This window comes from Paenibacillus harenae DSM 16969 (assembly GCF_000422465.1).
GTDB classification, from domain to species: domain Bacteria; phylum Bacillota; class Bacilli; order Paenibacillales; family Paenibacillaceae; genus Pristimantibacillus; species Pristimantibacillus harenae.
Genome location: NZ_AULV01000022.1, coordinates 1 through 23,501 on the forward strand (window position 1 = coordinate 1; position 23,501 = coordinate 23,501).

39 protein-coding genes and 1 rRNA gene are annotated in these 23,501 nt (G+C 48.6%); 2 read left to right on the forward strand and 38 right to left on the reverse strand.

What is annotated here, in order from left to right; genetic code table 11:
* The 3 genes from H581_RS0108330 to H581_RS0108340 form a co-directional block, all read right to left on the reverse strand.
* A 16S ribosomal RNA gene (locus H581_RS0108330) occupies positions 1-155 on the reverse strand; the annotation flags it as partial.
* Positions 156-404: 249 nt separating this feature from the next.
* Positions 405-626: a hypothetical protein gene (locus H581_RS0108335; protein ID WP_028609617.1), complete on the reverse strand. Its 222-nt coding sequence runs from the start codon at positions 624-626 to the stop codon at positions 405-407.
* A 126-nt stretch (positions 627-752) separates the two neighbouring features.
* On the reverse strand, positions 753-1,379 hold the full coding sequence (locus tag H581_RS0108340) for a stage II sporulation protein M (protein WP_028609618.1): 627 nt from the start codon (positions 1,377-1,379) through the stop codon (positions 753-755).
* Positions 1,380-1,485: 106 nt separating this feature from the next.
* Between H581_RS0108340 and pdaB the strand changes: the two genes are divergently transcribed.
* Entirely contained in the window at positions 1,486-2,292 is an 807-nt protein-coding gene (pdaB, locus tag H581_RS0108345; RefSeq protein ID WP_028609619.1) for a polysaccharide deacetylase family sporulation protein PdaB, read from the forward strand.
* A 4-nt stretch (positions 2,293-2,296) separates the two neighbouring features.
* Here pdaB and H581_RS0108350 read toward each other — a convergent pair whose 3' ends face one another.
* A complete protein-coding gene (locus H581_RS0108350; protein ID WP_036718186.1) occupies positions 2,297-2,920 on the reverse strand; it encodes a KinB-signaling pathway activation protein in 624 nt (207 codons plus the stop codon).
* A 222-nt stretch (positions 2,921-3,142) separates the two neighbouring features.
* Here H581_RS0108350 and gerD point away from each other — a divergent pair, with 222 nt between their 5' ends.
* Entirely contained in the window at positions 3,143-3,850 is a 708-nt protein-coding gene (gerD, locus tag H581_RS33420) for a spore germination lipoprotein GerD (protein WP_051250574.1), read from the forward strand.
* Between the two features lie 152 nt (positions 3,851-4,002).
* Here gerD and H581_RS0108360 read toward each other — a convergent pair whose 3' ends face one another.
* From H581_RS0108360 to rplB, 34 genes are all read right to left on the reverse strand, one after another.
* Positions 4,003-5,082, reverse strand: coding sequence for an Mrp/NBP35 family ATP-binding protein (locus H581_RS0108360; protein ID WP_028609621.1), 1,080 nt, complete (start codon positions 5,080-5,082; stop codon positions 4,003-4,005).
* A gap of 107 nt (positions 5,083-5,189) precedes the next feature.
* Entirely contained in the window at positions 5,190-5,978 is a 789-nt protein-coding gene (gene cwlD, locus H581_RS0108365; protein ID WP_028609622.1) for an N-acetylmuramoyl-L-alanine amidase CwlD, read from the reverse strand.
* Positions 5,979-6,105: 127 nt separating this feature from the next.
* Positions 6,106-7,272 carry a sulfate adenylyltransferase gene (gene sat, locus H581_RS0108370; RefSeq protein WP_028609623.1) on the reverse strand — a complete coding sequence of 389 codons (1,167 nt, stop codon included), beginning with the start codon at positions 7,270-7,272 and terminating at the stop codon, positions 6,106-6,108.
* Positions 7,273-7,340: 68 nt separating this feature from the next.
* Positions 7,341-8,036 carry a phosphoadenylyl-sulfate reductase gene (locus H581_RS0108375; RefSeq protein ID WP_028609624.1) on the reverse strand — a complete coding sequence of 232 codons (696 nt, stop codon included), beginning with the start codon at positions 8,034-8,036 and terminating at the stop codon, positions 7,341-7,343.
* Between the two features lie 180 nt (positions 8,037-8,216).
* On the reverse strand, positions 8,217-8,609 hold the full coding sequence (gene rpsI, locus H581_RS0108380) for a 30S ribosomal protein S9 (RefSeq protein WP_028609625.1): 393 nt from the start codon (positions 8,607-8,609) through the stop codon (positions 8,217-8,219).
* A gap of 20 nt (positions 8,610-8,629) precedes the next feature.
* Positions 8,630-9,067, reverse strand: a complete 438-nt coding sequence (gene rplM / locus H581_RS0108385) for a 50S ribosomal protein L13 (protein WP_028609626.1) — start codon at positions 9,065-9,067, stop codon at positions 8,630-8,632.
* Positions 9,068-9,267: 200 nt separating this feature from the next.
* Positions 9,268-10,014 (reverse strand): tRNA pseudouridine(38-40) synthase TruA, encoded by a 747-nt coding sequence (truA, locus tag H581_RS0108395; RefSeq protein ID WP_028609627.1) that lies wholly within the window; start codon positions 10,012-10,014, stop codon positions 9,268-9,270.
* A gap of 261 nt (positions 10,015-10,275) precedes the next feature.
* Entirely contained in the window at positions 10,276-10,641 is a 366-nt protein-coding gene (gene rplQ / locus H581_RS0108400; RefSeq protein WP_028609628.1) for a 50S ribosomal protein L17, read from the reverse strand.
* Between the two features lie 43 nt (positions 10,642-10,684).
* A complete protein-coding gene (locus tag H581_RS0108405; protein WP_028609629.1) occupies positions 10,685-11,629 on the reverse strand; it encodes a DNA-directed RNA polymerase subunit alpha in 945 nt (314 codons plus the stop codon).
* A 125-nt stretch (positions 11,630-11,754) separates the two neighbouring features.
* Positions 11,755-12,150 (reverse strand): 30S ribosomal protein S11, encoded by a 396-nt coding sequence (rpsK, locus tag H581_RS0108410; RefSeq protein ID WP_028609630.1) that lies wholly within the window; start codon positions 12,148-12,150, stop codon positions 11,755-11,757.
* 19 nt (positions 12,151-12,169) lie between these two features.
* Positions 12,170-12,538 carry a 30S ribosomal protein S13 gene (gene rpsM, locus H581_RS0108415; RefSeq protein ID WP_028609631.1) on the reverse strand — a complete coding sequence of 123 codons (369 nt, stop codon included), beginning with the start codon at positions 12,536-12,538 and terminating at the stop codon, positions 12,170-12,172.
* Positions 12,539-12,557: 19 nt separating this feature from the next.
* Positions 12,558-12,671 carry a 50S ribosomal protein L36 gene (gene rpmJ / locus H581_RS0108420; RefSeq protein ID WP_003333770.1) on the reverse strand — a complete coding sequence of 38 codons (114 nt, stop codon included), beginning with the start codon at positions 12,669-12,671 and terminating at the stop codon, positions 12,558-12,560.
* Between the two features lie 43 nt (positions 12,672-12,714).
* Complete coding sequence (gene infA, locus H581_RS0108425) at positions 12,715-12,930, reverse strand: translation initiation factor IF-1 (RefSeq protein WP_015847200.1); 216 nt, start codon at positions 12,928-12,930, stop codon at positions 12,715-12,717.
* A gap of 2 nt (positions 12,931-12,932) precedes the next feature.
* Positions 12,933-13,214 carry a KOW domain-containing RNA-binding protein gene (locus H581_RS0108430; RefSeq protein WP_028609632.1) on the reverse strand — a complete coding sequence of 94 codons (282 nt, stop codon included), beginning with the start codon at positions 13,212-13,214 and terminating at the stop codon, positions 12,933-12,935.
* Positions 13,215-13,216: 2 nt separating this feature from the next.
* Positions 13,217-13,981 carry a type I methionyl aminopeptidase gene (gene map, locus H581_RS0108435; protein WP_028609633.1) on the reverse strand — a complete coding sequence of 255 codons (765 nt, stop codon included), beginning with the start codon at positions 13,979-13,981 and terminating at the stop codon, positions 13,217-13,219.
* Positions 13,981-14,631 carry an adenylate kinase gene (locus H581_RS0108440; RefSeq protein ID WP_028609634.1) on the reverse strand — a complete coding sequence of 217 codons (651 nt, stop codon included), beginning with the start codon at positions 14,629-14,631 and terminating at the stop codon, positions 13,981-13,983. The genes map and H581_RS0108440 overlap by 1 nt, the downstream gene beginning before the upstream one ends.
* A gap of 95 nt (positions 14,632-14,726) precedes the next feature.
* Positions 14,727-16,028 carry a preprotein translocase subunit SecY gene (gene secY, locus H581_RS0108445; RefSeq protein WP_028609635.1) on the reverse strand — a complete coding sequence of 434 codons (1,302 nt, stop codon included), beginning with the start codon at positions 16,026-16,028 and terminating at the stop codon, positions 14,727-14,729.
* Positions 16,029-16,469 (reverse strand): 50S ribosomal protein L15, encoded by a 441-nt coding sequence (rplO, locus tag H581_RS0108450; protein WP_028609636.1) that lies wholly within the window; start codon positions 16,467-16,469, stop codon positions 16,029-16,031.
* Positions 16,470-16,548: 79 nt separating this feature from the next.
* On the reverse strand, positions 16,549-16,728 hold the full coding sequence (rpmD, locus tag H581_RS0108455) for a 50S ribosomal protein L30 (RefSeq protein ID WP_028609637.1): 180 nt from the start codon (positions 16,726-16,728) through the stop codon (positions 16,549-16,551).
* A 13-nt stretch (positions 16,729-16,741) separates the two neighbouring features.
* On the reverse strand, positions 16,742-17,239 hold the full coding sequence (gene rpsE / locus H581_RS0108460) for a 30S ribosomal protein S5 (protein ID WP_028609638.1): 498 nt from the start codon (positions 17,237-17,239) through the stop codon (positions 16,742-16,744).
* 30 nt (positions 17,240-17,269) lie between these two features.
* The gene (gene rplR / locus H581_RS0108465; protein ID WP_028609639.1) at positions 17,270-17,638 is read right to left on the reverse strand and encodes a 50S ribosomal protein L18; all 369 of its coding nucleotides are present in this window, start codon (positions 17,636-17,638) and stop codon (positions 17,270-17,272) included.
* A gap of 60 nt (positions 17,639-17,698) precedes the next feature.
* Complete coding sequence (rplF, locus tag H581_RS0108470) at positions 17,699-18,241, reverse strand: 50S ribosomal protein L6 (protein ID WP_028609640.1); 543 nt, start codon at positions 18,239-18,241, stop codon at positions 17,699-17,701.
* A gap of 31 nt (positions 18,242-18,272) precedes the next feature.
* Entirely contained in the window at positions 18,273-18,671 is a 399-nt protein-coding gene (gene rpsH / locus H581_RS0108475) for a 30S ribosomal protein S8 (RefSeq protein ID WP_028609641.1), read from the reverse strand.
* Between the two features lie 31 nt (positions 18,672-18,702).
* Complete coding sequence (locus tag H581_RS36990; RefSeq protein ID WP_036589425.1) at positions 18,703-18,888, reverse strand: type Z 30S ribosomal protein S14; 186 nt, start codon at positions 18,886-18,888, stop codon at positions 18,703-18,705.
* Between the two features lie 26 nt (positions 18,889-18,914).
* Complete coding sequence (gene rplE, locus H581_RS0108480; protein ID WP_028609642.1) at positions 18,915-19,457, reverse strand: 50S ribosomal protein L5; 543 nt, start codon at positions 19,455-19,457, stop codon at positions 18,915-18,917.
* A gap of 31 nt (positions 19,458-19,488) precedes the next feature.
* Positions 19,489-19,842, reverse strand: a complete 354-nt coding sequence (rplX, locus tag H581_RS0108485) for a 50S ribosomal protein L24 (RefSeq protein ID WP_084134507.1) — start codon at positions 19,840-19,842, stop codon at positions 19,489-19,491.
* Positions 19,843-19,894: 52 nt separating this feature from the next.
* Positions 19,895-20,263 carry a 50S ribosomal protein L14 gene (rplN, locus tag H581_RS0108490; RefSeq protein ID WP_028609644.1) on the reverse strand — a complete coding sequence of 123 codons (369 nt, stop codon included), beginning with the start codon at positions 20,261-20,263 and terminating at the stop codon, positions 19,895-19,897.
* A 47-nt stretch (positions 20,264-20,310) separates the two neighbouring features.
* On the reverse strand, positions 20,311-20,574 hold the full coding sequence (gene rpsQ / locus H581_RS0108495; protein ID WP_028609645.1) for a 30S ribosomal protein S17: 264 nt from the start codon (positions 20,572-20,574) through the stop codon (positions 20,311-20,313).
* A 52-nt stretch (positions 20,575-20,626) separates the two neighbouring features.
* Positions 20,627-20,827, reverse strand: coding sequence for a 50S ribosomal protein L29 (gene rpmC / locus H581_RS0108500; protein WP_028609646.1), 201 nt, complete (start codon positions 20,825-20,827; stop codon positions 20,627-20,629).
* A complete protein-coding gene (rplP, locus tag H581_RS0108505) occupies positions 20,817-21,251 on the reverse strand; it encodes a 50S ribosomal protein L16 (protein ID WP_028609647.1) in 435 nt (144 codons plus the stop codon). The genes rpmC and rplP overlap by 11 nt, the downstream gene beginning before the upstream one ends.
* A gap of 2 nt (positions 21,252-21,253) precedes the next feature.
* Complete coding sequence (gene rpsC / locus H581_RS0108510; RefSeq protein WP_028609648.1) at positions 21,254-21,919, reverse strand: 30S ribosomal protein S3; 666 nt, start codon at positions 21,917-21,919, stop codon at positions 21,254-21,256.
* Between the two features lie 14 nt (positions 21,920-21,933).
* Positions 21,934-22,269: a 50S ribosomal protein L22 gene (rplV, locus tag H581_RS0108515; RefSeq protein ID WP_028609649.1), complete on the reverse strand. Its 336-nt coding sequence runs from the start codon at positions 22,267-22,269 to the stop codon at positions 21,934-21,936.
* Positions 22,270-22,312: 43 nt separating this feature from the next.
* A complete protein-coding gene (gene rpsS, locus H581_RS0108520) occupies positions 22,313-22,594 on the reverse strand; it encodes a 30S ribosomal protein S19 (protein WP_028609650.1) in 282 nt (93 codons plus the stop codon).
* 61 nt (positions 22,595-22,655) lie between these two features.
* Positions 22,656-23,489, reverse strand: coding sequence for a 50S ribosomal protein L2 (gene rplB, locus H581_RS0108525; RefSeq protein ID WP_028609651.1), 834 nt, complete (start codon positions 23,487-23,489; stop codon positions 22,656-22,658).
* Positions 23,490-23,501 lie beyond the last annotated feature (12 nt).

Here is a 23,501-nt window from a genome sequence, read left to right on the forward strand (position 1 = left end):
TTTCCGAATGTTATCCCGGTCTTACAGGCAGGTTACCTACGTGTTACTCACCCGTCCGCCGCTAAGTTACTCCCGAAGGAATAACTCCGCTCGACTTGCATGTATTAGGCACGCCGCCAGCGTTCGTCCTGAGCCAGGATCAAACTCTCCAAATTGGTTAGTTGTCCGCGAAACCTCTCTCTAGCCAAAGGTCAGATTGAAGTTTCTCGTTGACTCATTACTTTTTTATCGCTTTTCCATTAATCCGTAAGGATTAACGGGGCAGTTTCACTCGTTGTTCAGTTTTCAAAGAACAATCTTTTCTTTCATGTCAGCCGTGTATCTCGTTGGCGACAAGAAATAATATATCACAGGGGCCCAATTAAATGCAACCCCTTTTCAAAAGTTTTTTTCTAGCATGATCATTAACGGTAATTTCTCGCACTCAAAGCGTAACGCGACAGTTCTTTCGGTGAGGCAATGCGCGCATACATGCGAAAAATAATTTTATATCTTCTTGTGATCGCTTGTTTAATGTCTCCATCCAATCTTGAATCGCTTAAATCAAGCAACATTTCATCCAGTTCTTTGCGAAGGACGTAGTCGAGCTCTTTGCATTCTTTGTCGTTGAACAGTATTCCGAGCATAGCTGTGGGTGACCTCCTTTTGATGTAAAGCGCAACCAACCGTCCTTAAAGGAACAAAAAAGCAACGTCTTACACAATTGTGTTTCGACACTGCTTTATTGTTATGCTCAAATATTGGTAAATTTATTACATCGAGACCAACCATACTGTAATCGTGCTTTCAATAATAGAAGCAATTAGCAGCGTAATCGTCAAAATAAGCATGACCGGAACCGTTCGAATCACAAAGGATTCGATCTCGCGCCCGGTTCCTGCCGCTTTCGATCTGTTGAATATAACCGTGCCTATTCCTTTCGCCGCAAGCACCCCGAACCGCATGCCGTACGCGCACGCGACGATAATTGCCGGTATTTCGAGTATGCCGTGCGGCAATAATCCTTTAAATACAAGTTCAATCACATAACCTCCGCCGTTTAGCTCGGCTGTATATTTTAATAAGAAACCGACGACCATTCCATTTATGACGAGAAACAAAAACGGAAGAATACCGAACAAAGCTCCTAAATACATGACAAAAATCGATTTGATCGCATTATTCAAAAAAATAACGATTATCATCGTCAAGGTCGGATTCTTCGATTGATCCACGATTTCCTTAAGTCCGCTTAACCCCTCGATCTGACTGATCAAAAAGTTTTCGAACGCCGGGTTCGTACCGCCTATGACCATTCCCGCAAAAAATAAAATAAAACCAAAAACGATATAGCCGTTCATTTGCTTAAAATGATCCGTAATCTGGCGTCTATTAAACATGAGCATCGCCTCCTGAACCGAAGTTGACAACTTGTACGAATATCTTGCTTGTACGAGCATAGATTGTAGTAGAACAAGCTTCCATTAGAGAGGAGAGCCCTTCCCAATGAATGTCTTTTATGTATTGAACGGACGTAAGATGAAACGGTATTTTTTAATTGCCATTGCGGTTGTCTTCTCGATCGGTATCATTTATGCCGAACGGGACAACATCACGGTATTCGCCCCGCAGCAGCCGGCTGCGATCTACAGCGTGCCGACGAATAAGAAAGTCGTTGCCTTGACCTTCGACATCAGCTGGGGCGATAAGCGTACGGAGCCCATCCTTAATGTGCTCAAAGAAAAAAATATCAAGCACGCTACCTTCTTTTTATCTTCGCCCTGGAGCCAGTCTCATCCTGAAATCGTCAAAAAAATACAAGACGCCGGATTTGAAATCGGCAGCCACGGGCACAAGCATGACAATTACAGCAAGCTGAGCGATGAGGAGATCCGTAAGCAAATTTCGACCGCTCATACGATTTTGTCTGAAGTGACAGGGAAACAGCCTAATTTGATCCGATTGCCGAACGGGGATTTTGACAAGCGGGTGCTGCGGATTGCAGAGGAATTAAAATACAAGGTCATTCAGTGGGATACGGATTCCCTCGATTGGATGAATATCGGTACGGACAAAATTATTAACCGCGTCGTATCCCGCGCGCATCCGGGCGATATTATTTTGTTCCACGCCAGCGATTCCGTTAAACAAACGCATGAAGCGCTTCCTGTTATTATCGACCAGCTGCGGACAAGCGGCTATGATTTCGTATCTGTAACCGATCTCATCTCGCAAACGGAAGTCGACGGCAAAGCCGTTCAGGATAAAACAACCTCTACCTTCCCTCAACTGAATGCCGCCGCATTGAAATAATCATTTAGACAACCGGCTTTGCAGCGATTGCTGCCTGGTCGGTTGTTTCTTTTTTGGTCAGACGATGCATCATCATGATTTGGTACGCATTGCAAATAAACAAAGGGATAATCATAAATATGATGGCATAAACATTCGTGTCCCCTTTTATCGCCGGCCAAGCTTCAATAAACGTCACAACGACCATCAGAAACATGGTCGGCACAAATGCCGTTTTGTTCGTCTGCTTAACCTTTAACCAGGTTACAGCACCCGACAGCGACAGCAAGAAAACCGGCAGCACCCAGAAAAACCAGTTGTTCAAGTTTTTCTCATACAAGATATAACCTAATCCGCCGGCGGCAAATATCGTCGTATAGCCCTGCAGTGCGTTCCATAAGTATTTCTTGCCGAATACGCTTAGCGCTATATAGTTTAAGGTTAGATATGCAAAAAAGCCCATCTGGCTGAAGGCGCCGATCATAAGCCCGACCATCGCCATCATTAAGGCGTTAAAGCCGGCAGCTTTGAAGCCCAAAAAGCCGAATTCCGGATCCAGCCATTGCATTAGCGCGCCAGCGGCCACGCACACGACAGCTCCGACGGCCATGCCGCTCCAAAATAAGAAAAACCACTTTTTTAAATTCACGTTCCGTATCCTCCTGAGGGTTTGTATAGGATTGCCCATTCCTAGGCGTTAGCTTGCTTCCGCATTACCCTTTATTTTACCACGTTCACAACAAAAAGCTAATGGCCGTCCATGATAATCCGGTGAACAATGCGCATAATAAAAGCACGTAGCCAAATGTATGAAAGGCATGATCTAGCCCGGCGTTTATTTCGTACTGACATAGAAGGGAGCAAGCTGAACATGCGCATGAAGTGGGCTTTATTGTTGGTTATCTCCGCAATGACGATTATTTTGACAAGCTGCGGCGCAGAGCCGACCGGAGGAAACGAACAGGTCAGTTATAAGGATTTAAAATCGATGGTCATCGATATTTTGAAAACCGAGGACGCGCAAAAGGCGTTACAGGAATCCGCGCAAACCCTGTCGGGATATAATGCTCAGGGTACGAAACTGTTATCTGTGCAGGACCAGGAGGAAGTGCGGCTTGCCGTCAAGGACGTGCTTGTCTCGCCCGAATATGACAAAGTCATTAAGAAGCTGATGGTGGATACCCGTTTTGCAGGCGAATTCGCCAAATCCGTGAATAAACAAAACAAGGAAATCCATAAAGAGCTGATCAAAGATCCTTCTTATCAAGCTGAATTAGTAAAGGTCCTTAAAAACCCGGAAATGGACAAAATGATTCTTGAGGTGCTGCAAAGCACGCAATACCGCAAAGAGGTCATGTCCTTGATGCAGGAATCGATGCAAAATCCTCTATTCCGGCTTGAAGTTCTCGATTTAATGAAAGCTGCGGTTAAGGAAGAGCTCAAACCAAAACCTGACGAAAAAGTTGAGAAGAAAAAGCAGGAGGAAGGCGGCGGCGAAGAGGAACAGGCTGCCGGCGAGGAAGAGCAGCAAAGCGAGGAAGCGAGCTCGGAGGAAGAGGAGCAAGGCTCCGGCATGTAACAGGTATGCAGATGCATAGATCGTGGATTTGATCTGAACAGACCATACTTGAAAAAATAAAAGCCCGAATGACTAGATTCGACCACTCCGGCGTTATCGCCAGCTTGCTCGATCATCGTTCGGGCTTCGTTGTCTATATACTTAGCTGAGTTTTACGGGTTTAACTTGCTTAACACGCGGTCCGCAAGCTCCAGATAAAGCTTGCCTGTCTCCGATTCGGCCTTGTACACCGATGGCGAAAAATCAGGCTCCGACGGGTGATTATCCGGTGCTCCGAGCGGAATCTGGGCCAGGAGCTCAGCATGCAGCGTCTCTGCGAGTCGCGCGCCTCCGCCGCGGCCAAAAACATATTCCTTCTCGCCGGTCGAGGTCGATACGTAGTAAGACATATTCTCGACGACGCCGATAATTTCATGCTCGGTCTTGATCGCCATCGCCCCTGCCCTCGCCGCTACGAAAGCAGCCGTCGCATGAGGCGTCGTTACGATGATTTCCTTGCTTTGCGGGATGATCTGATGCACATCCAGCGCAACGTCGCCCGTGCCAGGCGGCAAATCAAGCAGCAAATAATCGAGCTCGCCCCATTCGATCTCCTGGAAGAAGTTCCGGAGCATCTTGCCCAGCATCGGGCCGCGCCAGACGATCGGGCTGTTATCCTCGACAAAGAAGCCCATCGACATCACTTGAACGCCGAACTTCTCGATCGGTATGACCCGCTCGTTCACCACGTTCGGTCGTTCCTCGATGCCCATCATATCGGGCACGCTGAAGCCGTAGATGTCCGCGTCGATGATTCCGACGCGCTTGCCCTTGCGGGCTAAGGCGACCGCCAGATTCACGGTCACCGTCGACTTGCCGACGCCGCCCTTGCCGCTGGCGACGGCGATGAACTGCACCCCGCTGCGAGGATCGAGCAGCGGGCTTGCAAGGCCCGCCCCGTGGCCCTGTACGGGCGCGGGGCCGCCAGCCTTGCCGGCGCCGGCGCTAGCCGCGGCGGCCGCCGGAGGCGCGCTCTCGTCCCGAAACCGGCAACGCACGGTTTCGGCGCCGATGCGCGCCAGCGCCTCGCGGAGCGAGGCCTCTACCGCGGGCTGCGCAGCCGCGGAAGCCCCCAGAACCGTCAAGGATACTTGACGGTCCTTCACCATGACATCGCGGAACGAGAGTTGTTCCGCAGTATATTGTGCCGTCACAGACCGGACGGCTTCCATTGCTTGTTCACGTGTCAGCATTTCACATGTCCCACCTTTATGTAATGGCGATTACTTCATTGTCATTATAACATACCCATATGCAAGGAGCCCGCTATTCGCATGCCGATAGGTCAATATTCACCGGTCTATTCCCTTACTACATCCTCTTGAAGCACGCTTCCGCTAAGCTTCTCACCGGACGAATAGCGCAGGATGCCCTCATAAATCGAAGCGGCAACCTTGCGTTGGTATTCCGTATCCGCAAGCCGCTGCGCTTCGCCGGGATTCGATAGGAATCCGACTTCAACCAGCGCTGTTGGGACGTTCTCCAGCGCCTTCAGCACGTAAACATCCTTTTGTGTTGCTGCGACTCTCGTCGTGTTCTCCAGATTCCGTTTAATCTCATCCTGGATAAAGGTTGCAAGAATGCGGTTCTCCGGATGATTGTCCGGATGATAGAAGGTTTGCGCGCCCGACCATTTGGCTGACGGGATGCTGTTCATATGAATGCTGATGACGGCGTAGGGATTGCTTTCCCGAATGAGCGCTACGCGCTTCTTCAAATCCTCCGTCTTGCGTTTGCTGTATGCCCGCGCATCGCCGGTTGCGAGATCATAGTCCCCTTCCCGGGTCATGATGACGATCGCCCCCGCTTGCTGCAAATAATCGCGCAAATAAAGCGCAATCGCCAAATTCAAATCCTTCTCGATTACGCCCTGCTTGCTAACGGCGCCCCCGTCAACGCCTCCGTGCCCGGCATCAATCGCGACGGTTTTCCCTGACAACGGCAGCGTCCAATAAGACCACGTGCTTGAAGCCGGCATCGTTTGACTGAGCAGCAATCCCGTCACGGCAATGATCAGTAATCCCATTCCAATGCGTATAACCCCTTTATAAGTCATCCATACGACAACATGCCGACCGATTCGGCGCATAAAAAAACCACCTCGTCCTCCATCAAATGAAAAAGCGGCATTCTTAGTTTATACTAAGCGTTATGCTCTCACTCATTTATATGGGACGAGATGGTCGTTTATGAGACAAACCTTTATTGAAAAGTTGTTAGCCTACAGGCTGCTCTGACATACCTTCGATCAGGATTCGGGCTACCTCCGGACGCGAGAACTCCGGCGGCGGGCATACGCCGTCGCGCAGCAATCCGCGAACCTTCGTGCCGGAAAGCGTCAGATGATGCTCCTTGTCATGCGGACAAGTTTTTGAAGTGGCCATATTTCCGCATTTCGTGCAGAAGAAGCTGTGCTCGAAATACAGAGGCGTAATGCCAAGGTCTTCAGCAGGAATCGATTTAAGCAGTTCCTGTGCTTCATAAGTACCGTAATAATCGCCAACGCCGGCATGGTCGCGGCCAACGATAAAGTGCGAGCATCCGTAGTTTTTGCGGACGAGCGCATGGAAAATCGCTTCGCGCGGACCCGCATAACGCATTGCAGCCGGAAATACGCCCAGGAAAACGCGGTCTTTCGGATAATAATTTTCCAGCAGCGCCAGATAGCTCTTCATCCGAACGTTCGCCGGAACGTCATCGGACTTTGTCTCGCCCACGAGCGGGTTCAGGAACAAAGCGTCAACGATTTCCATCGCCGTTTTTTGGATGTACTCGTGAGCGCGGTGAACCGGGTTACGCGTTTGGAAACCGACAACCGTTTTCCAGCCTTTTTCCGCAAAGATGCGGCGAGTTTCCGAAGGGTCAAAATAAAAATCTTCGAACTTCTCCGGTTTTGGACGGTTTAAAACCGTGATAGCTCCGCCAACGTATGTGTTGGAACGGTCAAACAGCTTCTGCACGCCCGGATGAGCAAGGTCATCGGTCTTGAATACGCGAACGGCTTCATGCTTCTGATCAACGCTGAAGATGCTGTCGATATCGATTACGCCATATACGACGCCATCCTCTCCGATTAACGCTGCGCGCTCGCCAGCCGCGAACTGGGCCGCTTTCGCCTCATCGACGGCCAGCGTGATTGGAATGCTCCATACCAATCCGTCAGCAAGTCTCATATTGTCAACGACCGACCGGTAGTCAGCCTCGTTCATGAAGCCCTTTAACGGGGAGAATGCCCCTACGCCGATCAAGTCAAGGTCGGAAATCGCCCACGTATTAATCGTTATGGATTTCAAAGCTTTAGCTTCGGCAAGTAACGCTTCACGCTGCTCGCCCGTTGCGATGCGATTGACGAGCTCGCCGCCGTGTGGTAAAATTTCACTCATTTTGTCGTAAGCCTCCTAAAAGTTTTGCAGTTAAGTTTTGCGAGTATGAAGATTGGGCTTCGCCGTTCTTATTTATGCAAGCCGCATTCCGTTTTTTCTTGACCGGCCCAGCGTCCGGCACGAGGGTCTTCGCCCGGCATAACTTTGCGCGTGCACTGCTCGCAGCCGATGCTTGGGTAGTTCTGGTCATGCAGCGGATTGTAGATGATATCATTCTCGCGAATGTAGTTCCATACGTCTTCATTCGTCCAGTGAGCAATCGGATTGAATTTCACCAAACCGAACTTCGTGTCGTATTCAATCTTCTTCGCATTCGCGCGAGTCGGTGCCTGGTCACGGCGTATACCGGTAATCCAAGCTTCGTATTTCGATAGAATATTCGTTAACGGCTTCACTTTACGGATGTTGCAGCATGCGTTCGCGTCGGTTTTCCACAGTTCATCTCCGAACTGCGCAGCTTGCTCTTCCGGCGTAATTTCCGGCTTCACTTCTACAAATGGAATGCCCGGATAACGTTCTGCCATTCGGTCACGCGTCTCGTATGTTTCTTTAAAGTGGAAATCGGTATCCAAATAGAAGATGTCAGTCTTCGGGCTAATTTTTTGCAGCATATCGACAAGCACAACATCCTCTGCTCCAAAGCTGCAAGCAAATGTAAGGTTAGGGAAGGTTTCTACCGCAAAAGCGATAACTTCCTCCGGTGTCGCGTTCTCAAGCTCAACCGCCTTTTGCGCGATAAGCGCTTCTTTCTCAAAAAGATTCATCGTCATAGCCTCCATCTTTAATTCCAAGTAATTTAGTCTGTATTATCAGTATACGTCCAATAAGGGCAATGTTCAATATTAAGTTTTCTCCAATATGATATAAAGTTCCGCTGCTTTTGTTGCCCAAAATTTAAAAAATGCCCTCTCTGGCATGCAGAGAAGGCATTTTGGGAAAACATATTAACGTTTCGAGAATTGTGGAGCGCGACGAGCCGCTTTAAGACCGTATTTTTTACGTTCTTTCATACGCGGGTCACGAGTCAGGAACCCTGCACGCTTCAAAGCCGGACGGAACTCAGGATCTGCCTTGAGCAGAGCGCGGGAGATACCGTGACGGATCGCGCCGGCTTGGCCGGACATGCCGCCGCCGTTAGCAATGACAAGCACATCGTATTTCGACAATGTGTCAGTCAGGTTAAGCGGTTGTTTTACGATCAGCTTGAGCGTTTCCAAACCGAAATATTCATTCAAATCGCGTTTATTAACAATGATTCGTCCTTCACCCGGCACAAGACGTACACGTGCAACAGAGTGTTTACGACGACCGGTTCCATAGTATTGCACTTGAGCCATGAAACTTGTCCTCCTCTTTATTACCCGCGAAGTTCGTAGACTTCAGGGTTTTGTGCTTGATGTGGATGTTCCGCACCTGCGTAAACTTTAAGCTTAAGCTTCATTTTGTCGCCAAGACGGTTCTTAGGCAACATGCCGTGTACGGCAAATTCGATCACGCGCTCCGGCTTGTTCTTAATCATCTCTTGCGCAGGCGTTGCTTTAAGGCCGCCTGGGTACATCGAGTGACGGTAGTACATTTTGTCAGAAAGTTTCTTACCTGTAAGATGAATTTTCTCAGCGTTGATAACAACTACGAAATCGCCAGTATCAACATGTGGAGTAAATTGCGGTTTGTGCTTGCCGCGGATCAGGGCAGCTACTTCACTAGCCAAACGGCCAAGCGTCTTACCTTCCGCATCAACGACGAACCATTTACGCTCAACTTCATTTGGCTTAGCCATATAGGTGGTACGCATGGATGATCCTCCTTAATTCTTATACATTAATCGTTTTTTATAACAACGTAAACGTTGGTTTGTTATTCATTGTTAGTTTGTTCTTGCCTGCCAAGTTTGCGACAATCTTAGTCGGGGCTGTGGGAGAGCCACTAAGAAAGCACAAGTTATATTCTACTATATAAAATAGGTAAGTGCAAGTGATTTATCGCTATAAAACCCTATATTTCAAAGGAATATTCCACGTCCATCAGCATTAATCCATGCGGCATCGCAGTTGGACCTGCAAGTGATCTGCTGCGACCTTCCAAAATGCTTTTTATTTCCGCAGGATCCAGCTTTCCTTCCCCTACCCAGAGCAGCGTTCCCATCATAACCCGAACCATATTGTACAGAAAGCCGTTGCCCGTCACGTACAAATGAAGGATCGGTCCCTCCTGTACAAAATCCGCTTCGTAGATCGTGCGTATATGATGAGGCTTCGTTGAATGGATCGATGTAAAAGAGGTGAAGTCATGCTCGCCCACCAAGTACTGCAGACCCTCCCGCATCGCATCCACGTCAAGCGGAGCCGGATGATGAAAGCGGTATTGTCGGCCAAATACATCCGGAAATTTTCCCATATCTATCGTATACCGATAGGTCTTACGTTTAGCCGATCTTCTGGCATGAAAATGCTCCGGTACGTCGAACGCTTCGATGATGACAATGTCCTTCGGCAGCCGCGTATTTAGCGCGATCGCCCACCTCTCCGTCGGAATGGTAGATTCCGTATAGAAGTTAAACATTTGCCCCTGCGCATGCACGCCGGCATCCGTGCGTCCGGAGCCGATTATAATAATCGTCTCGCCCGACAATTTTTTAATCGCCTTTTCAATTTCACCTTGGACTGTCCGGCCGTAAGGCTGTGTCTGAAATCCGTTAAAGCCTGTACCGTCATAGCTGACTTTGACGCAAATGTTGCGCAATCATCCTCACCTCCTCACGCACACGCTTCTACGATCGCTTCCGCTGTCCTCTCCCGCAAAACAAGCAGAACCTGCCCGGCGTCCTTGTCAAAGGATACCGCGCTTCACGGTGGATTCTAGGCGCTTATAAGTGTACAACTTTTACCTGCTTGGAAATTAAAAAAAGGTGGCCTCTAGGGTCCACCCTTTTCTCTTCGCATAAAGCCTGGACAAGACTTAGGCGCTTTGGTCAGGCTTATACGCTGCTCGTATACCGGTTCATTACGCGCGGTCAACCAGTTCCAGGTAAACCATAGGCGCAGCATCGCCGCGACGAGGTCCTAGCTTCAGGATACGCGTGTATCCGCCAGCACGCTCCGAGTAACGGGTAGCCAGTTCGGAGAATAGCTTTTGAATAGCGTCTTGTTGTCCGTCAACGGATTCCCGGCGGACGTAAGCTGCTACTTGACGACGAGCCGCGAGATCGCCTTGCTTCGCTTTGGTGATCAGCTTCTCAGCGATAGAACGAACTTCTTTCGCTTTAGCTTCGGTCGTTTGAATACGCTCATATAGGAACAAGTCAGTAACGAGGTCGCGGAACAAAGCTTTCCGCGCACTAGCGTCACGTCCCAATTTTTGATATGCCATCTTGTTTTCCCCTCCCTTGCTCGTTTGTCTGTTCTAGCTGATTCTACTCTTCCATGCGGAGGCCCAAACCGAGCTCCTCAAGCTTCTCTTGAACTTCCTCAAGCGATTTACGGCCCAGATTACGAACCTTCATCATGTCCTCTTCGGATTTCGTGATCAGCTCTTGAACGGTATTGATGCCTGCGCGCTTCAAGCAGTTGTAAGAACGGACGGAAAGATCCAGCTCCTCAATCGTCATCTCGAGAACTTTCTCTTTCTTATCTTCTTCCTTCTCAACCATTATTTCCGCGTCTTTGGCTTCATCGGTTAATCCAACGAACAAGTCCAAGTGCTCGGTCAAAATTTTAGCGCCGAGGCTTACAGCCTCTTCCGGTCTAATACTGCCGTCCGTCCAAACTTCAAGCGTAAGCTTGTCATAGTTTGTGACTTGACCGACGCGTGTATTCTCTACGCTATAGTTAACGCGAGTAATTGGCGTGTAAATCGAATCAACGGGTATTACCCCAATCGGTTGTTCGTCCTTCTTGTTACGGTCCGCTTGCACGTAACCGCGTCCCCGATTTGCAAAAACCCGCATATGGAGCCGCGCGCCGGAGGCCAAGGTTGCGATGTGAAGATCAGGGCTTAAAATCTCGACATCGCTGTCAGCTCGAATGTCGCCCGCTGTAATATTCCCTTCGCCTTCCGCGTCGATTTCCAACACCTTTTCTTCATCGGAGTGGATTTTCAACGAGAGGCCCTTCAGGTTCAGAATGATTTCGGTCACATCCTCAATCACTCCGGGAACCGTAGAGAACTCGTGAAGCACTCCGTCGATTTGAACCGAGGTTACTGCTGCACCCGGCAAAGACGACAATAAAATTCGGCGAAGCGAATTTCCCAGCGTCGTGCCGTACCCGCGTTCCAGCGGCTCGACGACGAAACGTCCGTAAGTCCCTTCGTCATTCAGTTCTACGGTTTCGATTTTCGGCTTTTCGATCTCAATCACTAATAGTACCCTCCTTCAAACGTCGCTCCGTTACCTACCTTATTTTAAGTCAAATCTTGTAGTATGCCAAACCTTCACAACCATTATTCACAAGTTGTTGATATTTGATACCACCAAGAATCCAACTATACGCGACGACGTTTTGGAGGACGGCATCCGTTGTGAGGAACTGGTGTTACGTCTTTAATGAGGTTAACTTCCAATCCGGCAGCTTGAAGCGAACGAATCGCAGCCTCGCGGCCTGCGCCAGGACCTTTAACCATCACTTCAACAGTTCTCATGCCATGCTCCATCGCTGCTTTTGCTGCGGATTCGGCAGCCATTTGAGCTGCGAACGGCGTGCTCTTACGGGAACCTTTGAAACCAAGGTTACCGGAGCTTGCCCAAGAGATTGCATTTCCGTGCGGATCCGTGATTGTAACGATCGTATTGTTAAACGTCGAGCGAATGTGCGCAACGCCAGTGTCAATATTTTTCCGGTCGCGACGTTTCGTGCGAACGACTTTTTTTGGTTTAGCCATTGTCCATTATCCTCCCTTCTTATTTCTTCTTGTTCGCTACAGTCCGACGAGGACCTTTGCGTGTACGAGCATTCGTTTTTGTACGTTGACCGCGAACAGGCAGGCCACGACGGTGGCGAAGGCCGCGGTAGCATCCGATTTCAGTCAGACGCTTAATGTTAAGCGAGATTTCACGACGCAGGTCGCCTTCTACTTTAACCGATTTGTCGATTGCTTCACGCAGGCGACCCAATTCATCCTCCGTCAAATCGCGAACGCGAGTGTCGAAGTTGACATCAGCCGTTTTCAAAAGCTTTTGCGACGTTGTTTTACCGATACCGAAAATGTACGTCAGGGCGATTTCGACGCGTTTGTCACGCGGCAAGTCTACACCAGCTATACGTGCCATAGGCTATATTCCCCTCCTTTTATCCTTGTTTTTGTTTGTGTTTCGGATTTTCACAAATTACCATAACATTGCCTTTACGACGAATGACTTTGCATTTTTCGCAGATCGGCTTTACCGAAGGTCTGACCTTCATTGTGAATTACCTCCCGAATCCTTCGCAAGCAATCCCTGAAGGACTACTTCCGATAGGTGATGCGCCCTCTGGATAAATCATAAGGCGATAACTGTATAACCACTTTGTCTCCTGTCAGGATGCGAATAAAGTGCATTCTGAGCTTGCCGGAAACGTGTGCGAGAATTTGATGACCGTTCTCCAGCTCCACCTTGAACATGGCATTCGGCAACGGTTCAATAACCGTACCTTCGACCTCAATGACGTCTTCCTTAGCCACCGTCATTCTCCTTTCGCATTCGCATACTTCTGAATCACATAACGTAACTTGGCATTGGTCACTCTGCCTGTTTCATTCAAGCTGCTTGAGACCTCTTGACTAACGGCAGGCTGTAACTCGAGATGCAGAACGTTCTTTTTCTTCGGCTGGTCGAATCGGCGTTTGCTGCCGTCCGCAATCAGAACGAAGCGTTCGTCTAGAATTGCGATGATAACAGCGCAGCTTTCCTCATCCTTGCCGCGAAGTACTTTGACGAACTGACCAATCTGGGGACGAGCATCCATCATCAAGCGGTTGGCTGCTGCGGCAAAATGGTCAATATTTCAAAGCCGTCCTCTGTCACGGCCACCGTGTGCTCGAAATGAGCGCACCATGAGCCGTCTTCCGTTACGACCGTCCAATTGTCCTCAAGCGTACGGACATATCGTTCGCCGATATTAACCATTGGTTCGATTGCAAGCACCATTCCGGCTTTTAGACGAGGTCCGCGATCCGGTATGCCGTAGTTCGGTATTTGCGGTTCCTCATGGAGATCCGCGCCGATTCCGTGCCCTACGTATTCCCGCACGACGGAGAATCCTGCATCTTCAATAACCTTCTGAATAGCATGCGATATCGTATACAATCGGATATCGGGTTTGATGAGCTGCAGCCCCGCATACAGCGAAGCCTCGGTTACATCAAGCAGTCTTTGTACTTCAGGGGTTACCGCTCCGGCCGCATAGGTCCAAGCTGAATCACCGTGATAGCCTTCATACTGCGCACCGATATCGATACTGATTATATCGCCTTCGTTCAACTTGCGTGACCCAGGGAAGCCGTGCACCAGCTCGTCATTGACTGAAGCGCAAATGCTGGACGGAAAACCATTGTAACCTTTGAAAGAAGGAATCGCGCCTTGACTTCTAATGTACGTATCGGCGATTTGGTCAAGCTCACGAGTCGTGATGCCCGGTTTCACAGCCTGCGCCATTAGACGATGCGTCTCCGCAACAATGCGACCTGCTTCTCTCATATATCGCAGCTCCGATTCGGATTTGCAAATAATCATTACAATGAACCTCGCAATTGGGATACGATGTCCGATGTTACGACATCAATGTCCTTCTCGCCGTCGACTTCGCGCAGAAGACCTTTAACATTGTAGTAATCAAGAAGAGGGGCGGTCTTCGATGTATACTCATCCAGACGCGTGCCTACCTTTTCTTCCGTATCATCAGAACGCTGATACAGTTCCCCGCCGTCTTTGTCGCAAATGCCTTCGACTTTAGGCGGATTAAAGATTACATGGTAAGTCGCTCCGCAAGTTCTACAGATGCGTCTGCCCGTCAAACGAGCAAGCAGCAGTCCGCGGTCAACCTTTAAATTTACAACATGATCAATGCTGCGGCCAAGCTCCGACAGCATGCCGTCAAGCGCTTCGGCTTGCTGCAGCGTACGAGGGAAACCGTCGAGCAAAAAGCCCTTTTTGCAATCGTCCAGTTCAAGACGTTCTTTGACGATTCCGTTCGTTATCTCATCGGGAACAAGCAAGCCTTGATCGACAAACTCCTTCGCCTTAAGACCGAGTGCGGTTCCTTGTTTCATGGCAAGGCGGAATGCATCGCCAGTGGAAATATGCGGTATACCGAACTCTTCTACGATCCGTTCAGCTTGCGTACCTTTACCGGCTCCCGGAGGACCCATAAATAAAATGTTCATTGCCGAGTTCCTCGCTTTAAGCACAATAGGCTCGGGCGGGCCTGGCGCGCCACCAACGAATCGACGAACGCGTAAAGCCCGGTCAGAACCTATTGTTATTTATTGATAAACCCTTTGTAATGGCGTTTGATCAACTGGCTCTCGATTTGCTTCATCGTATCAAGGGCAACCCCGATTACGATTAAGAGCGAGGTGCCGCCTAGCTGTACTGAGCGCGGTAATCCAGCTAATGCTCCGAAGAACACTGGAAGAACAGAGATGAGCGCCAGGAAGATCGCACCCGTCAACGTGATGCGCGACATTACGCGCGTCAGGTAGGACGAGGTTGGCTTACCAGGACGAATGCCAGGGATGTATCCACCGTTTTTCTTCATCTGATCCGCCATTTGTACCGGATTAATTTGCACGAATGTATAGAAGAAGGTAAATCCGATAATGAGCAGAACGTACAACACCATACCGAGTGGTTGGTCATAGTTCATGTTTTTGATAATCCAATCCGCCCAGGCCGCTGTGGACCAGAACTGCGCGATCGTAATCGGGAACATGATAAGCGATACCGCGAAGATGACCGGTATAACGCCAGCGCCGTTCACTTTCATCGGAATATGCGTCGATTGTCCGCCGTACATTTTCCGTCCCACTACACGTTTAGCGTATTGAACCGGAATTTTACGAATACCTTGCTGCACGAAGATAACGCCGACAATGATTGCGATGATCGCAATCAAAATCAAAACCATCTTAACAACATTCAGGAACAGTTGATCTTGGACACCTACGAATTGATCCTCGTAGATCGTGCGAATGTGTCCAGGAATACCTGCCGCAATGGCCGCGAAGATCAGAATGGAAATACCATTGCCGATTCCTCTTTCCGTGATTTGCTCGCCCAGCCACATCAAGAATGCAGTACCTGCAGTCAAAATGATAGCGATCAGCAAGTAATCAACGAAGGTGGCGCCAACAATCATCTCGTAACCGTATTGACGATTAAATCCGATTGCCGTTGCGAAGCCTTGAATCATACCAAGCACAATCGTGCCGTAACGAGTGATTTGTGCGAGCTTACGTTTACCGTTCTCGCCTTCCTTCGCCCATTCCGCGAACCTCGGTATAACATCCATCGATAACAGCTGTACGATAATCGAAGCTGTAATATAAGGAGTAATCCCGATTGCGAAGATGGAGAATTGGAACAAAGCACCGCCAGAAAACGTGTTAAGCAAGCCGAACAGATCCGCACCGGCTGCATCAACCTGCTTAAACACATCTTTGTTTACATCCGGTACCGGTATAAAGGAACCGATACGATAGATCAGTAAGATGAAAAGGGTGAAGAGGATCCTTGTACGAAGATCCGCCACTTTCCAAATATTGGACACGGTCTTGAACAATTAGATCACCTCGGTTTTACCGCCGGCAGCCTGGATTTTCTCTACCGCAGATTGAGAGAACTTGCTTGCTTTAACAGTAAGTGAAACGCTAATTTCACCATTACCCAAAATCTTGATTCCTGCAAGCGGGTTCTTTACGATCCCTTGCTCGATCAGAACTTCTGGAGTGACTTCAGTTCCTGCTGCAAAGCTGTTAAGCTCTTCAATGTTCACAATAGCATACTCTGTACGGAAACGGTTGTTAAATCCGCGCTTCGGCACTCGACGATACAAAGGATTTTGACCGCCCTCGAAACCAGGACGAACGCCGCCGCCGGAGCGAGCGTTTTGGCCTTTGTGACCTTTACCGGCTGTCTTACCGTTACCGGATCCGATACCGCGGCCTTTACGCTTCGGCTCTTGGGTAGAACCCGGTGCTGGAGCTAGCTCATGCAATTTCATCGTTCGTGCACCTCCTTATTTATTTCTTCAAGCGTATGCGCTAATACCGGCTAATGACGGATCAGCGAACGATCTATTCCTAAACTTCCTCAACTTTAACCAAATGGCTAACCGAGTTAACCATGCCGCGGATAGCTGGGCTATCATTCAAAACAACGGACTGACGGATCTTCTTAAGTCCAAAGGATGCAACAGTTGCACGTTGTTTTTCATTGCGGCCGATCAAACTGCGAACGAGGGTGATTTGCAATTTTGCCATCTTATTTCCCTCCTTAACGTAACAGCTCTTCGACTGTTTTTCCACGCAGTTTCGCAACATCTTCCGCACGTTTCAAGCGGGAAAGACCTTCGAGCGTTGCGTTAACCATATTCATGGAATTCGAAGAACCTAGGGATTTCGTCAAAATGTCGCCAACGCCAGCAAGTTCGAGCACAGCACGAACCGGGCCGCCGGCGATAACGCCAGTACCTTCGGATGCCGGCTTCAGGAGAACTTCTCCAGCGCCGAAGTGTCCGAGAACAAGGTGAGGGATTGTGGTTCCTACGAGCGGTACATGGATCAGGTTTTTCTTAGCATCCTCGATACCTTTGCGAATCGCATCAGGTACTTCGCCTGCTTTACCGATCCCTGCGCCTACGTAGCCTTTGCCGTCACCGACTACTACAAGCGCACTAAAGCTGAAACGGCGTCCGCCTTTTACAACCTTTGCTACGCGATTGATATGAACAACTTTTTCAGTCAGTTCTAACGTATTAGGATCTACACGCAAGTCATTTAACCTCCTTATAAGTAAAGTCGATTAGAATTCAAGACCAGCTTCGCGAGCTGCAGCAGCAAGCGCCTGAATTCTGCCGTGATACAAGTAACCGCCGCGGTCGAATACGACCTCAGTTACGCCTTTCGCTTGAGCGCGTTTTGCAATCAATTCTCCGACTTTAGCAGCTGCTTCGACGTTGCCGCCGTTGCCGATCGCTTCAACCAATTCTTTGTCCTGTGTGGACGCGGATACCAGCGTTACGCCTGCTACATCATCGATCAATTGCGCGTACATGTGCTTGGAGGAACGGAATACAGACAGACGCGGACGTGCTGCTGTGCCGTTAATTTTTTTACGAACACGAAGGTGTCTTTTTAGACGGGCCTTGTTCTTGTCGCCTTTCGTAATCATGCAAGGTTCACTCCTTTCTCATTGCCTTAAGAAGCTATCTTAAGCAAACGGACCGTTTGCTTATTTTTTCTTACCAGCTTTACCTTCTTTACGGATGATGCGTTCGCCTTCGTACTTGATACCTTTACCTTTATAAGGCTCAGGCTCGCGTACGGAACGGATTTGAGCGGCAACAGCGCCTACGCGCTCTTTGTCGATACCGCGAACGGTAATTTTCGTGTTCGCAGGAACATCGAACTCAATTCCAGTCTCGGGAGCAATTTCCACCGGGTGAGAGTAACCGACGTTAAGTACGATTTTTTCACCCGCTTTGTTTGCACGGTAACCTACGCCTACAAGCTCAAGGTTTTTCGAGAAGCCTTCAGTAACGCCGCTCACCATGTTAGCGATGATGCTGCGAGTAGTTCCGTGCAAGGAACGATGCAATTTATTATCGGAAGGACGTTCTACTACGATTTCGTTTTCCGCTACGTTCACTTTCATATCTTTGTGAATTTCACGGGAAAGCGTACCTTTCGGTCCTTTTACAGTAATGACTGTGTTATCCAAGTTAATGCTTACGCCGTTAGGCACTTGGATCGCTTTGCGACCAATACGGGACATTGTTACACCTCCTGACTTTGTGACTTGTTACTTACCAAACGTAGCAAACGACTTCGCCGCCGGATTTAACCTGACGAGCTTCTTTATCGGTCATAACCCCTTTGGACGTAGAAATAATTGCGATTCCTAGGCCGCCCAAAACACGTGGGATTTCAGTTGATTGTGTGTAAACGCGAAGACCTGGTTTGGAGATACGCTTCAAACCTGTAATTACGCGCTCTTGGTTAGGGCCGTATTTCAAGAAAATACGGATAATCCCTTGTTTGTTGTCCTCGATATATTCAGCATCGCGGATAAAGCCCTCGCGCTTCAGAATTTCAGCGATTTGCTTCTTGATTTTCGAAGCGGGCATTTCCACGGTTTCGTGACGAACGACATTCGCATTGCGAATACGCGTCAGCATATCTGCAATCGGATCAGACATAACCATTTGTGTGAACCTCCTTCCCGAACTAGGCTGATTACCAGCTTGCTTTTTTAACGCCAGGAATCTGGCCCTTGTATGCTAACTCGCGGAAACAAATCCGGCAAATTTTAAACTTTTGCAAAACAGAATGCGGACGACCGCAACGCTCACAGCGTGTGTATGCACGCACTTTGAATTTCGGTTCGCGTTGCTGCTTCACTTTCATCGAAGTTTTTGCCACTGGGTATTACACCTCCTAAAAGTGGATTACTTCGCAAACGGCATGCCCATTTGGGTCAGCAGTTCACGAGATTCTTCGTCCGTTTTTGCCGTCGTGACGATGACGATGTCCATACCGCGCACTTTATCGACTTTATCGTACTCGATCTCCGGGAAAATCAATTGCTCTTTCAACCCAAGTGTATAGTTACCGCGACCGTCGAAAGCTTTAGTCGATACACCGCGGAAGTCACGCACGCGTGGAAGAGAAATATTGAACAGCTTATCAAGGAAGTGGTACATGCGCTCGCCGCGCAGTGTTACTTTAACCCCGATTGGCATGTTCTCACGAAGCTTGAAGCCTGCGATAGACTTCTTCGCACGAGTTACGACTGGCTTTTGACCGGAAATGATGCGAAGTTCTTCAACAGCTACATCAAGGATTTTCGAATTGGAAACCGCTTCGCCTACCCCCATGTTGATAACTACTTTCTCGATTTTCGGTACTTGCATAACAGACGTATAATTAAACTTCTGCATCAGAGCAGGAGTTATTTCGTTTAGAAAACGACCTTTCAATCTTGCTGCCATTGTTCATGGACCTCCTTTCCTACCGTAACGATTAGTCGATTACTTCTCCGGAACGTTTTGCGATCCGAACTTTCTTGCCGTTGTCCAGCACTTTGTATCCGATACGTGTTACTTTACCGCTCTTCGGATCGATATGCATAACGTTCGACACGTGAATTGCAGCTTCTTGCTCAATGATGCCGCCTTGCGGGTTCGCTTGGGAAGGACGCGAGTGCTTCTTCACCATGTTTACACCTTCAACAAGAACGCGGTTTTCACGAGGATAAGCAGCGATAACGCGGCCTTTTTTACCTTTGTCCTTACCGGTAATGACGATGACCGTGTCGTCTTTCTTCACGTGCAATTTGTTGTTATGGGATTCCAATATTTTTTTCAGCCTTGGCATGAGTACACCTCCTGCACGCTTGTGCTTTCAAGCTTATATAGGGATTCTTTAATTAGATAACTTCTGGTGCAAGCGATACGATTTTCATGAAATCTCTATCGCGAAGCTCACGGGCAACAGGTCCAAAAATACGAGTACCGCGCGGGCTTTTGTCTTCCTTAACGATTACTGCCGCATTCTCGTCGAATGCGATGTAGGAACCGTCTTTACGGCGAACCGAACGCTTCGTACGAACGATTACCGCTTTAACAACGTCACCCTTTTTGACAACGCCGCCTGGTGTTGCTTGTTTTACGGAGCAAACGATCAAATCGCCGATGTGACCAACGCGACGTCCCGTTCCGCCAAGTACACGGATACACATCAATTCTTTAGCGCCGGAGTTGTCAGCGACAGCTAAGCGCGAAAATGGTTGAATCATTTCAACGTCCTCCTTTCGGAAAAATGCTCAGGTACTGCATACGTTCATTAAATGACAACAGCAACTTCAACAACTTCTACGAGTCTAAAGCGCTTGTCTTTCGATAACGGACGAGTCTCCATGATTTTCACGATGTCGCCAATTTTCGCTTGGTTGTTTTCATCGTGTGCCTTAAATTTCTTCGTGTATTTAATGCGTTTATGGTACAAATTGTGTTTTTTGTAAGTTTCAACAGCAACCACAATTGTTTTGTCCATTTTGTCGCTTACGACTTTGCCGATTTGAACTTTGCGGGCATTGCGTTCGCTCATGTTCATCCTCCTTCCTTCAGCAGTGATCATACTTTATTTGCATGGGTATTTACTAGCTGCTGATTCCGAGTTCTCTCTCACGCAAAATGGTTTTAGCACGAGCTATTTCCTTACGAACGTCACGGATCCGAGTCGGGTTATCCAGTTGACCGGTAGCCAATTGGAAACGAAGGTTGAAAAGCTCTTCTTTAAAACCAGAGATTTGTTGTTCAATCTCAGCAGAGGTTAGGTTGCGAAATTCACTAGCTTTCATTTGCTTCACCACCCACTTCTTCGCGTTTCACGAACTTCGTTTTAATCGGAAGCTTGTGAGCTGCAAGGCGCATTGCTTCACGAGCTGTTTCTTCCGAAACGCCAGCCAGTTCAAACAGGATTTTACCTGGTTTAACCACTGCTACCCACTTCTCAACGTTACCTTTACCGCTACCCATACGAACCTCAAGAGGCTTTTGAGTAATCGGCTTAGCCGGGAAGATTTTAATCCAAACTTTACCGCCACGTTTGATATAACGTGTCATTGCGATACGAGCCGCTTCGATTTGACGGTTCGTGATCCATGATGGCTCAAGAGCTTGAAGACCAAACTCACCGAATGCTACTGTTGTGCCGCCTTTAGCGCGGCCCTTCATATGACCGCGTTGTTGTTTGCGGTGTTTGACACGTTTAGGTACCAACATAATTAGTTGCCTCCTTCCACTGGAGCTGCTTTCTTCTTAGTCGGAAGGACTTCACCGCGGTAGATCCATACTTTTACGCCGATTCGGCCGTAAGTCGTATGTGCTTCTGCTGTGCCATAGTCAATATCAGCGCGCAGCGTATGAAGTGGAACTGTACCTTCGCTGTAGCCTTCCGAACGTGCGATTTCCGCGCCTCCGAGACGTCCGCTAACCGCGGTTTTAATCCCTTTAGCACCCGAACGCATGGAGCGTTGCATAGCTTGCTTCAATGCGCGACGGAAAGATACACGACGCTCAAGTTGTTGTGCGATGCTTTCAGCTACAAGAATAGCGTCAAGATCTGCATGTTTGATTTCAGAGATATTGATGTGTACTTTTTTGCCGTTCGTAATTTTGCCAAGTTCCGTACGCAGGTTTTCCACCTCGGAACCGCCTTTACCGATAACCATGCCCGGTTTAGCAGTTTGGATCGTTACGTTCACGCGGTTAGCTGCACGCTCGATCTCGATGTGTGAAACGGCTGCGTCTTTCAGCTTGTTCTTCAGATATTCACGAATCTTCACGTCTTCCAAAAGAAGATCGCCGAAGTCTTTGCCTGCGAACCACTTGGATTCCCAATCACGGATAACTCCGATTCGAAAACCTATTGGATTTACCTTTTGACCCACACGTAATCCCTCCTTTATTTTTCAGATACCACCAAGGTAATGTGGCTGGTTCTTTTATTAATCCGGCTTGCGCGACCCATTGCGCGAGGACGGAAACGTTTCATCGTCGGTCCTTGGTTAACGAAGGCTTGAGAGATGAACAATTTATTAACGTCCAGCTGATAGTTATGCTCAGCGTTAGCAATTGCGGAGTTAAGCAGCTTCTCCAAAATTGGGGATGCAGACTTCGGCGTATGACGCAAAATCGCGATTGCTTCGCCAACTTGTTTACCGCGAATCAAATCCGCAACAAGCTGTGCTTTACGAGGAGCAATTCGAATAAATTTAGCGTGCGCTTTAGCTTCTGGCATGTAGGAACCTCCTCTCGATCATTTAAAGATGTTTAAGGGCAAATTAACGTCTGCCCGTTTTTTTGTCATCGCCTGCGTGGCCCTTGTACGTACGAGTTGGTGCGAATTCACCAAGTTTGTGTCCAACCATATCTTCCGTCACATACACCGGCACGTGTTTACGACCATCATATACAGCAAAAGTGTGGCCGATGAATTGCGGGAAAATGGTCGAGCGGCGGGACCAAGTTTTGATAACGACCTTTTTCTCAGTCTCGTTCATAACCTCGACTTTTTTAAGCAGGTAACCGTCGATAAACGGACCTTTCTTTAAACTGCGACCCATTCGAGTTCCTCCCTTCACACGAGCGTGATATTCGTATCACGCGGTTTGGATCAAGCGGTTATTACTTCGTACGACGACGAATAATATATTGGCTCGATGCTTTTTTCTTCTTGCGTGTTTTGTATCCAAGAGTCGGCTTACCCCATGGGGACATAGGCGACTTGCGTCCGATTGGAGCGCGGCCTTCACCACCACCGTGCGGGTGATCGTTAGGGTTCATGACGACACCGCGAACTTCTGGACGTTTGCCCATCCAACGGGAACGGCCGGCTTTACCGATTTTCACGAGTTCGTGATCTTCGTTGCCAACAGAACCGATTGTTGCGCGGCATGTATTCAGAATGCGGCGAACTTCGCCGGAGCTTAGACGAATCGATACGTAGCTTTCTTCTTTACCAAGAAGCTGAGCTTCCGTTCCGGCAGCACGAACCAATTGTCCGCCTTTGCCTGGTTTCAATTCGATGTTGTGGATAACTGTACCGACTGGGATATTCACAAGCGGCAACGCGTTGCCCGGTTTAATATCGGCAGTAGGCCCGGTCATAACTTGATCTCCGACTTTAAGGCCCTTCGGAGCGATGATGTAAGCTTTCTCGCCATCTACGTAATGGATCAAAGCGATATTGGATGTACGGTTCGGATCGTATTCGATCGTTGCAACATTACCAATGATACCGTCTTTGCTATTACGTTTAAAGTCGATAATACGATATTTGCGTTTGTGTCCGCCGCCATGGTGACGAACCGTAATTTTACCTTGGTTATTACGTCCAGCTTTTTTGAAAAGCGGAGCAAGCAACGATTTCTCCGGTGTGCTTGTCGTGATCTCTTCGAAAGTCGATACGGACATGCCACGACGAGCTGGAGATGTCGGTTTGTACTTTTTGATTGGCACTTGTATTCCCTC

Bases quoted from the DNA above. Each gene is read 5' to 3' on its own strand.
- rplV (WP_028609649.1), bottom strand. From the start codon at position 22,269: ATGCCAGAAGCTAAAGCGCACGCTAAATTTATTCGAATTGCTCCTCGT.
- rpsS (WP_028609650.1), bottom strand. From the start codon at position 22,594: ATGGGTCGCAGTTTAAAGAAAGGTCCGTTTATCGACGGTTACCTGCTT.
- map (WP_028609633.1), bottom strand. From the start codon at position 13,981: ATGATTATTTGCAAATCCGAATCGGAGCTGCGATATATGAGAGAAGCA.
- H581_RS0108375 (WP_028609624.1), bottom strand. From the start codon at position 8,036: ATGAATCTTTTTGAGAAAGAAGCGCTTATCGCGCAAAAGGCGGTTGAG.
- rplE (WP_028609642.1), bottom strand. From the start codon at position 19,457: ATGGCAGCAAGATTGAAAGGTCGTTTTCTAAACGAAATAACTCCTGCT.
- rplP (WP_028609647.1), bottom strand. From the start codon at position 21,251: ATGTTGGTACCTAAACGTGTCAAACACCGCAAACAACAACGCGGTCAT.
- rpsK (WP_028609630.1), bottom strand. From the start codon at position 12,150: ATGGCTAAACCAAAAAAAGTCGTTCGCACGAAACGTCGCGACCGGAAA.
- rplF (WP_028609640.1), bottom strand. From the start codon at position 18,241: ATGTCCCGTATTGGTCGCAAAGCGATCCAAGTGCCTAACGGCGTAAGC.
- rpmJ (WP_003333770.1), bottom strand. From the start codon at position 12,671: ATGAAGGTCAGACCTTCGGTAAAGCCGATCTGCGAAAAATGCAAAGTC.
- H581_RS0108360 (WP_028609621.1), bottom strand. From the start codon at position 5,082: ATGCTGACACGTGAACAAGCAATGGAAGCCGTCCGGTCTGTGACGGCA.
- H581_RS0108335 (WP_028609617.1), bottom strand. From the start codon at position 626: ATGCTCGGAATACTGTTCAACGACAAAGAATGCAAAGAGCTCGACTAC.
- rplQ (WP_028609628.1), bottom strand. From the start codon at position 10,641: ATGGCATATCAAAAATTGGGACGTGACGCTAGTGCGCGGAAAGCTTTG.
- rplX (WP_084134507.1), bottom strand. From the start codon at position 19,842: ATGCCAAGGCTGAAAAAAATATTGGAATCCCATAACAACAAATTGCAC.
- cwlD (WP_028609622.1), bottom strand. From the start codon at position 5,978: ATGCGCCGAATCGGTCGGCATGTTGTCGTATGGATGACTTATAAAGGG.
- rpsM (WP_028609631.1), bottom strand. From the start codon at position 12,538: ATGGCACGTATAGCTGGTGTAGACTTGCCGCGTGACAAACGCGTCGAA.
- H581_RS0108440 (WP_028609634.1), bottom strand. From the start codon at position 14,631: ATGAACATTTTATTTATGGGTCCTCCGGGAGCCGGTAAAGGTACGCAA.
- rpmC (WP_028609646.1), bottom strand. From the start codon at position 20,827: ATGAAAGCTAGTGAATTTCGCAACCTAACCTCTGCTGAGATTGAACAA.
- rpsQ (WP_028609645.1), bottom strand. From the start codon at position 20,574: ATGAGCGAACGCAATGCCCGCAAAGTTCAAATCGGCAAAGTCGTAAGC.
- rpsI (WP_028609625.1), bottom strand. From the start codon at position 8,609: ATGGCTCAAGTGCAATACTATGGAACCGGTCGTCGTAAACACTCTGTT.
- rplN (WP_028609644.1), bottom strand. From the start codon at position 20,263: ATGATTCAACCATTTTCGCGCTTAGCTGTCGCTGACAACTCCGGCGCT.
- rpmD (WP_028609637.1), bottom strand. From the start codon at position 16,728: ATGGCAAAATTGCAAATCACCCTCGTTCGCAGTTTGATCGGCCGCAAT.
- rplM (WP_028609626.1), bottom strand. From the start codon at position 9,067: ATGCGTACCACCTATATGGCTAAGCCAAATGAAGTTGAGCGTAAATGG.
- rplO (WP_028609636.1), bottom strand. From the start codon at position 16,469: ATGAAATTGCATGAGCTAGCTCCAGCACCGGGTTCTACCCAAGAGCCG.
- H581_RS0108340 (WP_028609618.1), bottom strand. From the start codon at position 1,379: ATGTTTAATAGACGCCAGATTACGGATCATTTTAAGCAAATGAACGGC.
- gerD (WP_051250574.1), top strand. From the start codon at position 3,143: ATGCGCATGAAGTGGGCTTTATTGTTGGTTATCTCCGCAATGACGATT.
- H581_RS0108430 (WP_028609632.1), bottom strand. From the start codon at position 13,214: ATGGATGCTCGTCCCCAGATTGGTCAGTTCGTCAAAGTACTTCGCGGC.
- sat (WP_028609623.1), bottom strand. From the start codon at position 7,272: ATGAGTGAAATTTTACCACACGGCGGCGAGCTCGTCAATCGCATCGCA.
- rplR (WP_028609639.1), bottom strand. From the start codon at position 17,638: ATGATTACGAAAGGCGACAAGAACAAGGCCCGTCTAAAAAGACACCTT.
- rpsH (WP_028609641.1), bottom strand. From the start codon at position 18,671: ATGGTTATGTCTGATCCGATTGCAGATATGCTGACGCGTATTCGCAAT.
- pdaB (WP_028609619.1), top strand. From the start codon at position 1,486: ATGAATGTCTTTTATGTATTGAACGGACGTAAGATGAAACGGTATTTT.